The 13037-nt window shown below is 62.7% G+C and carries 15 protein-coding genes; all 15 read right to left on the bottom strand.

The annotated features are described in order from the left end of the window. Positions 1 to 34: 34 nt before the first annotated feature. Complete coding sequence (hisC, locus tag AC56LH_RS21850; protein ID WP_499649610.1) at positions 35 to 1135, bottom strand: histidinol-phosphate transaminase; 1101 nt, start codon at positions 1133 to 1135, stop codon at positions 35 to 37. Continuing rightward, entirely contained in the window at positions 1132 to 1962 is an 831-nt protein-coding gene (locus AC56LH_RS21845) for a DNA-methyltransferase (RefSeq protein ID WP_258836816.1), read from the bottom strand. Before AC56LH_RS21845 ends, hisC begins: the two co-directional genes overlap by 4 nt. Continuing rightward, positions 1959 to 3308: a histidinol dehydrogenase gene (gene hisD / locus AC56LH_RS21840; protein WP_499649607.1), complete on the bottom strand. Its 1350-nt coding sequence runs from the start codon at positions 3306 to 3308 to the stop codon at positions 1959 to 1961. The genes AC56LH_RS21845 and hisD overlap by 4 nt, the downstream gene beginning before the upstream one ends. Before the next feature lie 7 nt (positions 3309 to 3315). Continuing rightward, positions 3316 to 3990 carry an ATP phosphoribosyltransferase gene (gene hisG / locus AC56LH_RS21835; protein ID WP_183555113.1) on the bottom strand — a complete coding sequence of 225 codons (675 nt, stop codon included), beginning with the start codon at positions 3988 to 3990 and terminating at the stop codon, positions 3316 to 3318. Between the two features lie 15 nt (positions 3991 to 4005). Further along, positions 4006 to 5256, bottom strand: coding sequence for a UDP-N-acetylglucosamine 1-carboxyvinyltransferase (gene murA / locus AC56LH_RS21830; protein WP_499649606.1), 1251 nt, complete (start codon positions 5254 to 5256; stop codon positions 4006 to 4008). Positions 5257 to 5258: 2 nt separating this feature from the next. Then, positions 5259 to 5495, bottom strand: coding sequence for a BolA family protein (locus AC56LH_RS21825; RefSeq protein ID WP_183555109.1), 237 nt, complete (start codon positions 5493 to 5495; stop codon positions 5259 to 5261). A 17-nt stretch (positions 5496 to 5512) separates the two neighbouring features. Then, positions 5513 to 6280 (bottom strand): ABC transporter permease, encoded by a 768-nt coding sequence (locus AC56LH_RS21820; RefSeq protein WP_183555107.1) that lies wholly within the window; start codon positions 6278 to 6280, stop codon positions 5513 to 5515. Continuing rightward, positions 6277 to 7194, bottom strand: a complete 918-nt coding sequence (locus AC56LH_RS21815; protein WP_183555105.1) for an ABC transporter ATP-binding protein — start codon at positions 7192 to 7194, stop codon at positions 6277 to 6279. The genes AC56LH_RS21820 and AC56LH_RS21815 overlap by 4 nt, the downstream gene beginning before the upstream one ends. 200 nt (positions 7195 to 7394) lie before the next feature. Beyond that, complete coding sequence (locus tag AC56LH_RS21810; RefSeq protein ID WP_258836820.1) at positions 7395 to 7652, bottom strand: STAS domain-containing protein; 258 nt, start codon at positions 7650 to 7652, stop codon at positions 7395 to 7397. A gap of 10 nt (positions 7653 to 7662) precedes the next feature. Next, a complete protein-coding gene (locus AC56LH_RS21805) occupies positions 7663 to 8319 on the bottom strand; it encodes an MlaC/ttg2D family ABC transporter substrate-binding protein (RefSeq protein ID WP_499649603.1) in 657 nt (218 codons plus the stop codon). A gap of 15 nt (positions 8320 to 8334) precedes the next feature. Further along, positions 8335 to 9081: an MlaA family lipoprotein gene (locus AC56LH_RS21800; protein ID WP_499649602.1), complete on the bottom strand. Its 747-nt coding sequence runs from the start codon at positions 9079 to 9081 to the stop codon at positions 8335 to 8337. After that, on the bottom strand, positions 9078 to 9551 hold the full coding sequence (gene mlaD / locus AC56LH_RS21795) for an outer membrane lipid asymmetry maintenance protein MlaD (protein WP_183555097.1): 474 nt from the start codon (positions 9549 to 9551) through the stop codon (positions 9078 to 9080). The genes AC56LH_RS21800 and mlaD overlap by 4 nt, the downstream gene beginning before the upstream one ends. Before the next feature lie 24 nt (positions 9552 to 9575). Then, a complete protein-coding gene (mlaE, locus tag AC56LH_RS21790) occupies positions 9576 to 10358 on the bottom strand; it encodes a lipid asymmetry maintenance ABC transporter permease subunit MlaE (protein ID WP_183555096.1) in 783 nt (260 codons plus the stop codon). Continuing rightward, on the bottom strand, positions 10355 to 11158 hold the full coding sequence (locus tag AC56LH_RS21785) for an ABC transporter ATP-binding protein (RefSeq protein ID WP_183555094.1): 804 nt from the start codon (positions 11156 to 11158) through the stop codon (positions 10355 to 10357). Before AC56LH_RS21785 ends, mlaE begins: the two co-directional genes overlap by 4 nt. A gap of 411 nt (positions 11159 to 11569) precedes the next feature. Further along, positions 11570 to 13033, bottom strand: a complete 1464-nt coding sequence (locus tag AC56LH_RS21780; RefSeq protein ID WP_499649600.1) for a glutamate synthase subunit beta — start codon at positions 13031 to 13033, stop codon at positions 11570 to 11572. Positions 13034 to 13037: the final 4 nt, after the last annotated feature.

The following is a 13037-nucleotide window of genomic DNA, read 5'->3' as shown; positions in this document are numbered from 1 at the left end:
GGCGCTTTTCAAGGTACGTAACTACGGGACGCTACTACAGGGAAGCCTTCAGGGCGGTCAGGAACTGGTCGTTTTCTTGCGGCGTGCTGACCGTGACGCGGATGCAGTTGGCCAGCAATGTGTGCATTTTACTCAAATTTTTGATCAGGACCTTCTCGCCGTGGAGAAGCTTGCAGGCGCGCTCGGCATCGGGCACGCGCAGCGCGATGAAATTGGCGGCCGACGGGAACACTTCCACGCCCGGCAGGCCAGCCAGTTCCGTGGCCAGGCGGGTACGCTCGACGTTGAGCAGCTCGGCCTGACGGTCCAGCACATCCAGATGCTCGAGGGCGAATTCGGCCGCCACCTGGGTCAGGATATTCACGTTGTACGGTGGACGCACCTTCTCGAATTCGGCCAGCAGGGGCGCGGCCGCCGTCATGTAGCCGAGGCGGATGCCGGCCAGGCCGAGCTTTGACAGCGTACGCATCACGACCATGTTCGGGTGCTGCGGCAGGCGGTCCATGAAGCTGACCTTGGCGAACGGCTGGTAGGCTTCGTCGACGACGACCACGCCATGCTCGCCCAGCGCGTTGATGATCGCTTCCATGTCGGCCGCGTCATACAGGTTGCCGGTCGGGTTGTTCGGGTACGCGAGAAAGACCAGCGACGGCTTGTGCTCGTCGATAGCGGCCAGCATCGCCGGCAGGTCCAGCGAAAAGTCGGGCTTGATCGGCACGCCGACAAAATCGGCGCCGGCAAACTGCGCCGAACGCGAAAACATGACGAACGCCGGCACCGGCGCCATCACCACGGCGCGCTTGGAACCGTCGCGTTCCTGGCGCGCAATCGTGGTCGCCAGGATCGTGATCAGCTCATCCGAGCCATTGCCGAGCAGGACGTCGTAGCCGGCCGGGATGCCCAGCTTGGCGCAGATGGCGTCCTTCAGCGTGCGGTACGACGGCACCGGATAACGGTTCAGGGCCGCGTCGGCCAGGCGCGCGCCGAGCTGCGTGCGCAGGTCGTCCGGCAACTGGTACGGGTTTTCCATCGCGTCGAGCTTGACGTAGCCAACCGAGTCCGGCACGTGGTATCCGCCCACGGCGCGCACGTCGGCGCGAATGGTGTTCTCGATCAGTTTGGCGATGTCGGTCATGAAGTTTCTTCCGTGGAGAGTGTGGCCATGGCGGCCTTGGCCGCCTTGCGTTTTTTTGCCCCGGTCATTGGCACCTCCGGCGCCGCCAGGCGCTCGTGGATGATGGCGCAATACGCGGGATTGAGTTCGAAGCCGGTGTACTGGCGCCCCAGGCGCTTGGCGGCGATGGCCGTCGTGCCGCTGCCCATGAACGGGTCGAGCACGATCCCGCCCGGCGGGCACGACGCCTTGACCATGCGCTCGATGATCTCGAGCGGCTTTTGCGTCGGGTGGTCGGCGCGCTCCGGATGCTCGCGGTGCAGGCGCGAGACGCTCCAGACGTCCTTCGGGTTGTAACCCACTTCGAGCCACTTGGCGCCGATGAAGATCGAGCGCGAGCGGGCTTTCTTGGTCGCGGCGTCATACGGGATGCGCACCGCGTCCAGGTCGAAGTAGTAATCCTTGCGGTTGGCGAAAAAGCCAATCGTGTCGTGCACCGACGAGAAGCTGCGCACGCTGCCGCCCATCGACGGCACGCGGCGGTCCCAGATAATCTCGTTCATCATCGTCATGCGTTTTTTCAGCATCACGAAGATCTCGGGCGTGAAGCGCCACGTGAGAAAAATGTACAGGCTGCCGTTGGGCTTGAGCTTCGGCACCGCCGCATCGATCCACTGTTCGGTCCAGGCCAGGTAGGCCTCGACGCTTTGCTGGTCCGAAGCGTTGCCATAGTCCTTGCCCAGGTTGTACGGCGGGTCAGTCAGGATCAGGTCGATGGACCCGTCCGGGATGCGCGCCAATCCTGACAGCGCATCCTCGCAGAATACCTGGTTGACCCAGTCGCTCATGATGCCTGGGGTGCAGTTGGCAAAGGAACGGGATCGAGTCGTAGTTCCGCGCTGCGCGCGTGCGCCTGCAGGCCTTCGCCATACGCCAGCGTGGCCGCGACCTTGCCCAGCGTTTGGGCGCCCGCTTCGCTGACCTGGATGATCGACGAGCGTTTCTGGAAATCGTACACGCCCAGCGGCGACGAGAAGCGCGCCGTGCGCGAGGTCGGCAGCACGTGGTTCGGGCCGCAGCAATAGTCGCCCAGCGACTCGGACGAGTAACGGCCCAGGAACATCGCGCCGGCGTGGCGGATTTTATCGGCCCACTGTTGTGGAGCTTCAGCCGAGATCTCGAGGTGTTCGGCCGCGATGCTGCTGGCGATCTCGCACGCTTCATCCATGCTGCGCACCTTGATCAACGCGCCACGGTCGCCCAGCGACGTGGTGATGGTGGCCGCGCGCGGCATCGTGGGCAGCAGCTTGTGGATGCTCGCTTCGACCTGTGCGATGTAGTCGGCGTCGGGGCACAGCAGGATGGCTTGCGCCAGTTCGTCGTGCTCGGCCTGCGAAAACAGGTCCATCGCGATCCAGTCCGGATCGGTGGTGCCATCGCACAGCACGAGGATTTCGGATGGCCCCGCGATCATGTCGATGCCGACCGTGCCGAACACGCGGCGCTTGGCGGCGGCGACATACGCGTTGCCGGGGCCGACGATCTTGTCGACGGCCTGGATGGTCTCGGTGCCATACGCCAGCGCACCAACCGCCTGCGCGCCGCCAATGGTGATCACGCGCGTGACGCCGGCAATCGCCGCCGCGGCCAGCACCATCTGGTTCTTCACGCCGTCCGGGGTGGGCACGACCATGATGATTTCCTTGACGCCCGCCACGTGGGCCGGAATCGCGTTCATCAGGACCGACGATGGATACGCTGCCTTGCCGCCCGGGACATAGATGCCGACCCGGTCCAGGGGCGTGACGCGCTGGCCCAGCACGGTGCCGTCAGGCTCGGTGAAGGTAAAGCCGGTCGACGATTCTTTCTGGCGCTCGTGGTACACGCGCACGCGGTCGGCCGCGATCTGCAGCGCGGCGCGCTGGTCGCCGGGCAGCGCAGCCAGCGCTGCTTCGAGCTCGGCCTGCTGAACGTCGAACTGCGCCATCGAGGTCGCGCCGCCGTTCGGGATGCGGTCGAATTTGTTCGTGTATTCGAGCACGGCGGCGTCGCCCCGCGCTTTTACATCGCGCAGGATGCCGGCCACGGCCAGTTCGATGGCGTCGTCGGTTTCGGCTTCAAACGCGAGCAGCGCGCTCAGCGTGGTGGCGAAGTCGGGTGCGGTCGAATCGAGCTTGCGGATTTGTACTGCCATTTTGCGTCTAGCCTTTTGCTTTGGAGGCGCGTTCGAACGCGTCCAGGATCGGTTGCAGGCGCTCGCGCTTGAGCTTGAGCGCAGCCTGGTTGACCACCAGGCGCGAGGAGATGTCCATGATCTTTTCGACTTCGACCAGGTTGTTGGCGCGCAGCGTGCCGCCGGTCGAGACCACGTCGACGATGGCGTCGGACAGGCCCACCAGCGGCGCCAGCTCCATCGAGCCATACAGCTTGATCAGGTCGACGTGCACGCCCTTGCGGGCAAAGTGCTCGCGCGCCGTGTTGACGAACTTGGTCGCCACGCGCAGGCGCGCGCCCTGGCGCACGGCGCTTTCGTAGTCGAAGCCCGCGTTGACCGCGACCGACATGCGGCATTCGGCGATGCGCAGGTCGATCGGCTGGTACAGCCCTTCGCCGCCATGCTCGAGCAGCACGTCCTTGCCGGCCACGCCGAAATCGGCGGCGCCGTACTGGACATACGTCGGCACGTCGGAGGCGCGCACGATCAGCACACGCACGCCCGGGTCATTGGTCGGCAGGATCAGCTTGCGCGAGGTCTCGGGGTTTTCCAGCACCTCGATCCCGGCAGCCGACAGCAGCGGCAGGGTGTCTTCGAAGATGCGGCCCTTGGACAGCGCCAGGATCAGCTGGGTCTCGTCCGTATTGCTGGTAAAAGTCATGGTGATTCGATGTGATTACTTGATGCGGACGATGTCGGCGCCCACCGCCGACAGCTTCACTTCCATGCGGTCGTAGCCGCGATCGAGGTGGTAGATGCGGTCGATCAGCGTCGTGCCTTCGGCGGCCATGCCGGCAATGACGAGCGAAGCCGAAGCACGCAGGTCGGTTGCCATGACCGGTGCGCCGATCAGGCGCGTGACGCCGTCGATGAACGCGGTATTGCCGTCGGTCGTGATCTGCGCGCCCAGGCGGTTCATCTCTTGCACGTGCATGAAGCGGTTTTCAAAAATCGTCTCGGTCACGCGCGAGGCGCCGCCGGCGATGGTGTTGACGGCCATGAACTGCGCCTGCATGTCGGTCGGGAAGCCCGGATACTCGGTCGTGCGGAACGACACCGGCTGCGGGCGGCCATCCATCTTCGCGCGGATGGTGTCCGCGCCAACAGTCAGCTGCAGGCCGATTTCACGCAGTTTATCGAGCGCCACGTCGAAGATGTCGGTGCGGGTATTGGTCAGCTGGATGTCGCCGCCGGTGGCCGCAACGGCGCACAGGAAGGTCGCCGCCTCGATGCGGTCCGAGATCACCGCGTGGCTGGCACCATGCAGTTCCGGCACGCCCTGGATTACCAGGCGGTCGGTACCGATGCCCTCGATCTTCGCGCCCATCGCCACCAGCAGATTGGCCAGGTCAGTCACTTCCGGCTCGCGTGCGGCGTTTTCGAGCACCGTCTCGCCGTCGGCCAGCGTTGCGGCCATGAGCAGGTTCTCGGTGCCGGTCACGGTGATCATGTCGGTACGGATGCGCGCGCCCTTGAGCTTAGTGGCCCTGGCGTGGATGTAGCCGCCTTCGATCGTGATCTCGGCGCCCATCGCGCGCAGACCCTGGATGTGCTGGTCGACCGGACGCGAGCCGATGGCGCAGCCGCCCGGCAGCGAGACCTTGGCTTCGCCGAAGCGCGCCAGCAGGGGACCCAGCACCAGGATCGAGGCGCGCATGGTCTTCACCAGTTCGTACGGCGCGACCAGGTTGTTGATCGCGCTGCCGTTCATGGTGACGTGTTCGTCGTCCAGATCGATTTTCAGGCCAGTCGTTTCCAGCAGCTTGAGCATCGTGCGCACGTCATGCAGGCGCGGCACGTTGGACAGGTGCAGGTCACCCGCGGTGAGCAGGCCAGCGCACAGGATGGGCAGCGCCGCATTCTTGGCGCCGGAAATCGCGATGTCACCTTGCAGGCGTTTGCCGCCAACGATCTGGAGCTTGTCCATGATTAGCCTTTGAATTCTTCAGGGGTCAGGGTTTTCATCGACAGCGCGTGGATTTCCTCGCGCATGCGGTCGCCCAGCGCGGCGTACACGATCTGGTGGCGCTGGATCGAGCGCTTGCCGACGAACGCCGGCGAGACGATCACCGCCTCGAAGTGCTGGCCGTCGCCATTGACGGTCAGGTGGGTGCATTCCAGGCCGGCGCTGAGATAGCCGTGAATCAGTTCGGGTGTGGTGGCCACAATAACTCCAAAAATTTTTAGTGGCGCAGCTTGTAGCCGCGCTTGAGCAGGTTGATCGCCATGGCCGTCAGCACCGCGAAGAACACGGACACAATGGCCAGGCTGGTCCACGGCGACACATCGGACTGGCCGAAGAACCCGTAACGGAACCCGTCAATCATATAAAAGAACGGGTTGAAATGCGAGACGGCCAGCCAGAATGGCGGCAGTTTTTGTACCGAATAGAACACCCCGGCCAGGAACGTGGCCGGCATGATCAAAAAGTTTTGGAACGCGGCCAGCTGGTCGAATTTTTCGGCCCAGATGCCGGCGATGACGCCCATCGTGCCGAGAATCGCGGCGCCCAGGATCGCGAACACGACGATCCACACGGGGGCGACAAACGTCAGGTGCGCAAACCAGGCGGTGATCGCAAACACGCCGGCGCCAACCGCGATCCCGCGCAGCACCGCCGCGCCGACATACGCCGCCAGGATCTCGGCGTGCGACAGGGGCGCGAGCAGGATGAACACCAGGTTGCCACTGATCTTGGACTGGATCAGCGACGACGACGAATTGGCGAACGCGTTTTGCAGCACGCTCATCATTACGAGGCCAGGAATCAGGAATGACGTGTAGGCCACGCCTTCGAGCATCTCGACGCGGCCGTCGAGCACATGGCCGAAGATGACGAGGTACAGCATGGCGGTGACGACCGGCGCGGCGACGGTCTGCGTGGCCACCTTCCAGAAGCGCAGCGATTCTTTGTAGAACAGGGTACGGAACCCGATGGAGAACAGATTCATTGCTTACCCTCTTCCATGATCTGGATGAAGATATCTTCCAGGTCAGCCTGCTGCAGTTGCATCTCGTCGATGACGGCGCCGGCTTCACGCAGGCGCGCCAGGATCGGCTCGACATCGGCGTAGTCGTTCACGCGCAGCGTGTATTTGTTGTTGCCGTTATTGGGTTCGTCGTGCGACACGAGCGGACGCAGTTCAGCCGGCAGTGCGCCGGACTTCAGATGCACGACCAGCTGCGAGCCCGAGACGCGGCGCAGCAGGGTGCTCATCGTGTCGAGCGCCACCACATTGCCCTGCTTGAGCATCGCCACGCGCTGGCACATGGCCTGCGCTTCTTCGAGATAGTGGGTGGTGAGCACCACCGTGTGGCCGCCTTCGCGGTTCAGGCGCGCGATGAACTTCCACAGCGTCTGGCGCAGTTCGACGTCGACGCCGGCGGTCGGTTCATCCAGCACGATGACCGGCGGACGGTGCACGAGGGCCTGCGCCACCAGCACGCGCCGCTTCATGCCGCCCGACAGCGCGCGCATGTTCACGTCCGCCTTGTCGGTCAGGTCGAGGTTGTGCATCACTTCGTCGATCCAGCCATCGTTGTTGCGGATGTCGAAGTAGCCCGACTGCAGGCGCAGCGTTTCGCGCACCGTGAAGAACGGGTCGAACACCAGCTCCTGCGGCACGACGCCCAGGCGCTTGCGCGCTTCGCGAAAATCGGTCACGACGTCGTGGCCATGGATTTTCACGCTGCCGGCGTCGGGCCGGATCAGGCCCGCGATGGTGGAAATGAGGGTGGTCTTGCCGGCGCCATTCGGGCCCAGCAGGCCAAAGAACTCGCCCTCTTCGATGGAAAGGGACACGCCCTTGAGTGCCTTGAAGCCTTTGTAGCTCTTCTCGACACGGTCAATCTGGATTGCAGTCATGCGAAATGGGAGGCGCGACGCGCGATAGTCAAAACAAAACGGAGGCCGGCTGGGGAACGCACCAGGACCGTGCAGGGAAACAGTCCATTATAGGTGAAATCGCAATGTCAAGCGGGCCAGGCGGAGAAACCCGGCGGGACGCCGTGCGGGCACCCATGGTGAAACGCGCAAAAAAAACGGGCAGCCTAAGCTGCCCGTATTCATGCTGGTGCGACCAGCGTGTCGACCCCGTACAGGGCCGCCAGCTTGTGCACGTTGTCCGGCACGTTGATGAACGTGAGACGGTGCCCGGCGCTTTGCGCGCGGCGCTGCCAGGCCAGCAGCAGGGCGACGCCCGACGAATCGGCGGACTTGACGCCTGCCAGATCGAACACGGTCTCGCCGGCGCTGATCGCCGCCTCACCCTGCGCCAGCGCCAGGCTGGCGCTGTCGAAGGTCATGGCGTCGATCGTCAGCATGGGGTTTGCCTCAGCCATTCGTTGCCGGTGCAGCCAGCGGCTTGGACGCCAGTTGCGCATTGCGGTCGGCCAGGCGCTTGATCAGACCATCGACGCCGGTCTTGCTGATCTCGCTGTTGAAGGTGCTCTTGTAGGTCTCGACCAGCCAGGCGCCCAGGATGTTCACGTCATAGATCTTCCAGCCGTTGCCGTTCTTGGCCAGGCGGTAGTTCAGCGTGATCGGCTCGCCGCGGGCGACGTTCACCTGCGAGCGCACTTCGACATCGGTATCGGTGGCGGCGGCGCGCATTGGCTTGAACTCGACGGTCTCGTTCTTGATGGTCGACAGCGCACCGGAGTACGTGTAGACCAGCAGGTTACGGAACTCGGTGGTCAGGCGCTTTTGCTGGTCCGGCGTGGCGGTGCGCCAGTGGCGGCCAGCGGCTTGCTGCGTCATTTTTTCGGCATCGACGTACGGCAGGATCTTGGTATTGACCAGACCCATGATCTTGCTGCGGTCGCCCGACTGGATGGCCTTGTCGCTCTTGACGCTGTCGATCACTTCGGCGCTGATGCGCTTGACCAGCACGTCCGGCGCTTCGGCGCTGGCGGCAGGCTGGGCGATCACGCTCGTGGAAAAGGCTGCGGTGACTGCGGCGGCGGCGATCAGGTGCATGAATGGTTTCATCGTATTCCTTTCAACTTACTTCGTTTCGGAAGGTGCTGGCTCGGCGACGTCATCAGCCTGGCGCGGCACATTGCCGTCGTAGACCTGGCTCTGGCGGCGTTGCAGGTAGCCGTCGCGCAGGAACTCGTAGCGGTCCAGTGCGGCGTCTTCCATCAGGCCCGAGGCGTCGAGCAGCGTGGCGCGTTTGTCGATGATGCGAACGCCCGTACCCACATTGCGCCAGTTGACCGGCGTCTTGTAGGTCCAGATGTCGCCCGCGAAATCGGCTGGCAATGCTGCGGTATCACGTACCGTAGATGGGCCCAGCAGCGGCAAGATCAAGTACGGACCGCTCGGCACGCCCCATTTTCCCAGCGTTTGGCCGAAATCTTCGTTGTGCTTCTGCATGCCGGCTTCGGACGCGATGTCCAGCAGACCGAAAATACCGAAGGTCGTGTTGACTGCCACGCGGCCGAAATCGGTCGCGCCGGCTTCGCCCTTGCCTTGCAGGAAGTTGTTGATCGAGCTCCAGGCATCCGACAGGTTGCCAAAGAAATTGTTCACGCCCGTCTGGGCGAAGCTCGGCAAGACCTTCTTGTAGACGGTCGCGGTCGGCTTGAGCACGGTGCGGTCGACGGCGTCGTTGAACGAATAGACGGCGCGGTTATAGCCTTCGAGCGGATCCTGCGGATTGTTCGCGGTGGTCGCGCAACCGGTCAGAACCAGGACAGCAGCGGCGGCGGCACAGAGACGCACGTGCGAAAGCGTGTTGGTGTAGTTCATTGACTACCTTCCTTTCCATCAGCAGCCTTGCTGTAGATAAATTGATTAATTAAGTCTTCGAGGACGGTTGCCGACTGCGTGCGAATGATGCGGTCACCCTCGGCCAGATTGTTCGTGTCACCACCGGCTTCGATACCGATATATTGCTCACCAAGCAGACCTGCGGTCAGAATCTTCAACGAACTGTCTTTTGGGAATTTATAGTCAGTGTCCAGATCGAGGCGCACAGATGCTTGGAAGCTCTTGTCGTCAAAGGCAATCTCGCCCACGCGACCGACCACCACACCGGCGCTCTTGACGGGTGCCTGCGGCTTGAGGCCGCCGATATTGTCAAACCGGCCGCTGACGGAATACGTCTGCCCGAACGACATGGATTTCAGATTGCCGGCCTGAAAGGCCAGGAACAGCAGTGCCGCCAAACCCAGCAGCACGAACAGGCCAACCCAGACGTCGATAGTTTTGCGATGCATTTTATTACCCTAAAACCGTGTTAGTTATTTATTGAACATCAGGGCGGTCATGACGAAGTTCAGCCCCCAGACCAGCAGCGATGCAATCACGACAGTACGCGTGGTCGCACGCGAGACGTCTTCCGGCGTCGGCTGGGCCTGGTACCCCTGGAACAGGGCAGTAAAGGTCACGGCGATGCCAAAGATAAAGCTTTTAATCACGCCGTTCAGTACGTCAGCGCGCACATCGACGCCAGATTGCATCTGGGCCCAGAAAGAACCTTCATCCACGCCGATCAATTTCACGCCGACGAGGTAGCCGCCCATCACGCCAACGGCCGAAAACACCGTTGCCAGCACCGGCATGGCAATCACGCCTGCCCAGAAACGCGGCGCCAGTACCCGTTGGACCGGATTAATCGCCATCATTTCCATGGCCGACAATTGCTCGCCTGCTTTCATGAGGCCGATCTGCGCCGTCAGCGACGTGCCGGCACGGCCGGCAAACAGCAGCGCGGTGACGACCGGACCCAGTTCGCGCACGAGCGACAGCGCAACCACCTGGCCCAGCATCTGCTCGGCGCCGTACTGATTCAGCGTGTAATAGCCCTGCAGGCCCAGCACCATGCCGACGAACAGGCCGGACACGGCAATGATCACCAGCGAATAGTTACCGATGAAGTGGATCTGCTCCGAAATCAATCCCGGGCGGCGGAACGCGCCGGGCGACACGCGCAGGATGCTGAGGAACGAGCGGATCGCGAAACCGAGACCGGCCAGGCCTTCGCGCACCGAGCAACCGATATAACCGAGGAAGCGGGCGATCATGTGCGCGCTCCCAGGCCCAGGTCGTCGGCCAGCGTCTTGCCGGGATAGTGGAACGGCACCGGACCGTCCGGCTCGGCGTTGACGAACTGGCGCACGTACGGGTCAGTCGACACGCGCAGTTCGGTCGGCGTGCCTTCTGCGACGATCTTGCCAGCGGACATGAAATACACGTAATCGGCAATCGCGAAGCACTCTTGCACATCGTGCGAGACGAGGATCGAGGTCGAGCCGAGGGCATCGTTCAGGTTGCGGATCAGGTTGGCGGTCACGCCCATCGAGATCGGGTCGAGGCCGGCGAACGGCTCGTCGTACATGATCAGTTCGGGATCGAGTGCCACAGCGCGCGCCACGGCCACGCGGCGCGCCATGCCGCCGGAAATCTCGGCCGGCTTGAGGCGGTGCGCATTGCGCAGGCCCACGGCATTGAGCTTCATGAGCACGAGGTCGCGGATGAGTTCTTCGGGCAGGTCGGTGTGCTCGCGCAGCGGAAACGCCACGTTATCGAACACCGACAGGTCGGTAAACAGGGCGCCAAACTGGAACAGCATGCCCATGCGCCGGCGCAGGCGGTACAGCCCCTGCGTATCGAGGCTGTGCACGACTTCGCCGCCAATGCGGACTTCGCCACGCTGGGGGCGAATCTGGCCACCGATGAGACGCAACACCGTCGTCTTGCCGCAACCGGAACCACCCATGACAGCAATGAGCTTGCCACGTGGGAAATCCATGCGCAGATTCGACAGAATGGAACGCTCACCGTAAGCAAAATGCAGATCGCGGATTTCGACTAGGTTCGACACAGCATCATTTGAGGTTAGGGAATCCGGTATTGTAGTGCAGAAAGCTATTTACCCGCTTGAGGGACCCGATTTTACCCCCGGCAGACGACGTGACATTACAACACTAATAACTGTTCAGTCAGCTATTTAACGTTGTAAGCGATTGTTTTCATTCGATTATGCATACATGACAATATTGCGATTCCTTGTTGGGAATCAAACTAATTGAAACATATTTACATAACCCGCCCGATACCAGTCGCGTGATAGGTCGGCAGCGTGCCAGGCTATTTTGCATCGCAGCATCCAATTGGGGATAGCTTTGCGAATTAGCAAGTGACAATTTATAAATAGTTTGTCATGCATCGCCGGGTTGTCTGCAAGCCGGCGAACATGGCGATCGCATTGCACGACCGCCATTGGACTAATGTCTTAGCGCGGCAAAACTGACGCGCCCATCAGGAACTCGTCGACTGCACGCGCGCATTGACGGCCTTCGCGAATCGCCCACACCACCAGCGACTGGCCACGCCGCATGTCGCCCGCCGTAAATACTTTCGGGTTTGACGTCTGGTAGGCCAGGTCGCCCTCGGTGGTGGCGCGCGCATTGCCGCGTGGGTCTTTCTGCACGCCAAACGCGTCGAGCACCTGCTGCACCGGCGAGACAAAGCCCATCGCCAGCAGCACCAGGTCGGCTTTCAGTTCGAATTCGGAATCCGGCACTTCCGTCATCTTGCCGTCCTTCCATTCGACGCGGCAGGCAATCAGCTTTTCGACTTTGCCGCCCTTGCCTTCCAGGCGCTTGGTCGCCACCGCCCAGTCGCGCTCGCAGCCTTCTTCGTGCGACGACGAGGTGCGCAGGCGCGTTGGCCAGTACGGCCAGACCAGCGGCTTGTTTTCGTGTTCCGGTGGCTGTGGCAGCAGTTCGAATTGCGTGACCGACGCTGCGCCGTGGCGGTTCGAGGTGCCGACGCAGTCCGAGCCGGTGTCGCCGCCGCCGATGACGATCACGTGCTTGCCGGTGGCTTTCAGCTGGTCTTTCAGCTTGTCGCCGGCGTTGACCCGGTTTTGCTGCGGCAGGAAGTCCATCGCAAAGTGCACGCCCTTGAGCTGGCGGCCCGGCACCGGCAGGTCACGTGGCTGCTCGGCGCCGCCGGCCATGATCACGGCATCGAATTCTTTTTCCAGGTCTTCGGGGAAGATGGTGTCGCGCGCCATATTACTCACGCTCGCCGGGAAGTCCTTGCCGATCAGGACGCCGGTGCGGAACGTGACACCCTCGGCCTGCATCTGCTCGACACGGCGGTCGATCAGGTCCTTTTCCATCTTGAAGTCGGGGATCCCGTAGCGCAACAGACCGCCCAGGCGATCGCTCTTTTCGAACACCGTCACGTCGTGGCCGACGCGCGCCAGTTGCTGGGCTGCGGCCAGGCCGGCCGGCCCGGAACCGACGACGGCGACCTTGCGGCCCGTGCGCTGCTCCGGCGGCTGCGGCACCACCCAGCCATGCTCCCAGCCGGTGTCGATGATCTTGCGCTCGATCGACTTGATGCCGACCGGATCGTCGTTGATCCCGAGCGTGCAGGCCGACTCGCACGGCGCCGGGCAGATGCGGCCGGTGAACTCGGGGAAGTTGTTCGTCGAGTGAAGGTTTTCCAGCGCTTGGCGGTAATTGCCATGGAAGACCAGGTCGTTCCAGTCCGGGATGATGTTGTTGACCGGGCAGCCCGTATTACAGAACGGGATGCCGCAATCCATGCAGCGCGCGCCCTGCACCTTCGCCTGCGCGTCGGTCAGCGTGATGACGAACTCCTTGTAGTTCTTCAGACGCGCGACCGGTTCGAGATGATCCTCTTCCTGCCGTTCGAATTCCATGAAACCGGTAATTTTGCCCACAATA

The organism is Telluria sp. LT1R51-2 (assembly GCF_059685775.1).
Note: the sequence above shows the minus strand (reverse complement) of the source record. Positions and strands in the feature narration are given on the sequence as shown.

Coding starts and splice junctions, on each gene's coding strand:
- mlaD (WP_183555097.1), bottom strand. CDS start 9,551: ATGCATCGCAAAACTATCGACGTCTGGGTTGGCCTGTTCGTGCTGCTG.
- hisC (WP_499649610.1), bottom strand. CDS start 1,135: ATGACCGACATCGCCAAACTGATCGAGAACACCATTCGCGCCGACGTG.
- mlaE (WP_183555096.1), bottom strand. CDS start 10,358: ATGATCGCCCGCTTCCTCGGTTATATCGGTTGCTCGGTGCGCGAAGGC.
- murA (WP_499649606.1), bottom strand. CDS start 5,256: ATGGACAAGCTCCAGATCGTTGGCGGCAAACGCCTGCAAGGTGACATC.
- AC56LH_RS21845 (WP_258836816.1), bottom strand. CDS start 1,962: ATGAGCGACTGGGTCAACCAGGTATTCTGCGAGGATGCGCTGTCAGGA.
- AC56LH_RS21815 (WP_183555105.1), bottom strand. CDS start 7,194: ATGACTGCAATCCAGATTGACCGTGTCGAGAAGAGCTACAAAGGCTTC.
- AC56LH_RS21810 (WP_258836820.1), bottom strand. CDS start 7,652: ATGCTGACGATCGACGCCATGACCTTCGACAGCGCCAGCCTGGCGCTG.
- AC56LH_RS21805 (WP_499649603.1), bottom strand. CDS start 8,319: ATGAAACCATTCATGCACCTGATCGCCGCCGCCGCAGTCACCGCAGCC.
- hisG (WP_183555113.1), bottom strand. CDS start 3,990: ATGACTTTTACCAGCAATACGGACGAGACCCAGCTGATCCTGGCGCTG.
- AC56LH_RS21820 (WP_183555107.1), bottom strand. CDS start 6,280: ATGAATCTGTTCTCCATCGGGTTCCGTACCCTGTTCTACAAAGAATCG.
- AC56LH_RS21800 (WP_499649602.1), bottom strand. CDS start 9,081: ATGAACTACACCAACACGCTTTCGCACGTGCGTCTCTGTGCCGCCGCC.
- hisD (WP_499649607.1), bottom strand. CDS start 3,308: ATGGCAGTACAAATCCGCAAGCTCGATTCGACCGCACCCGACTTCGCC.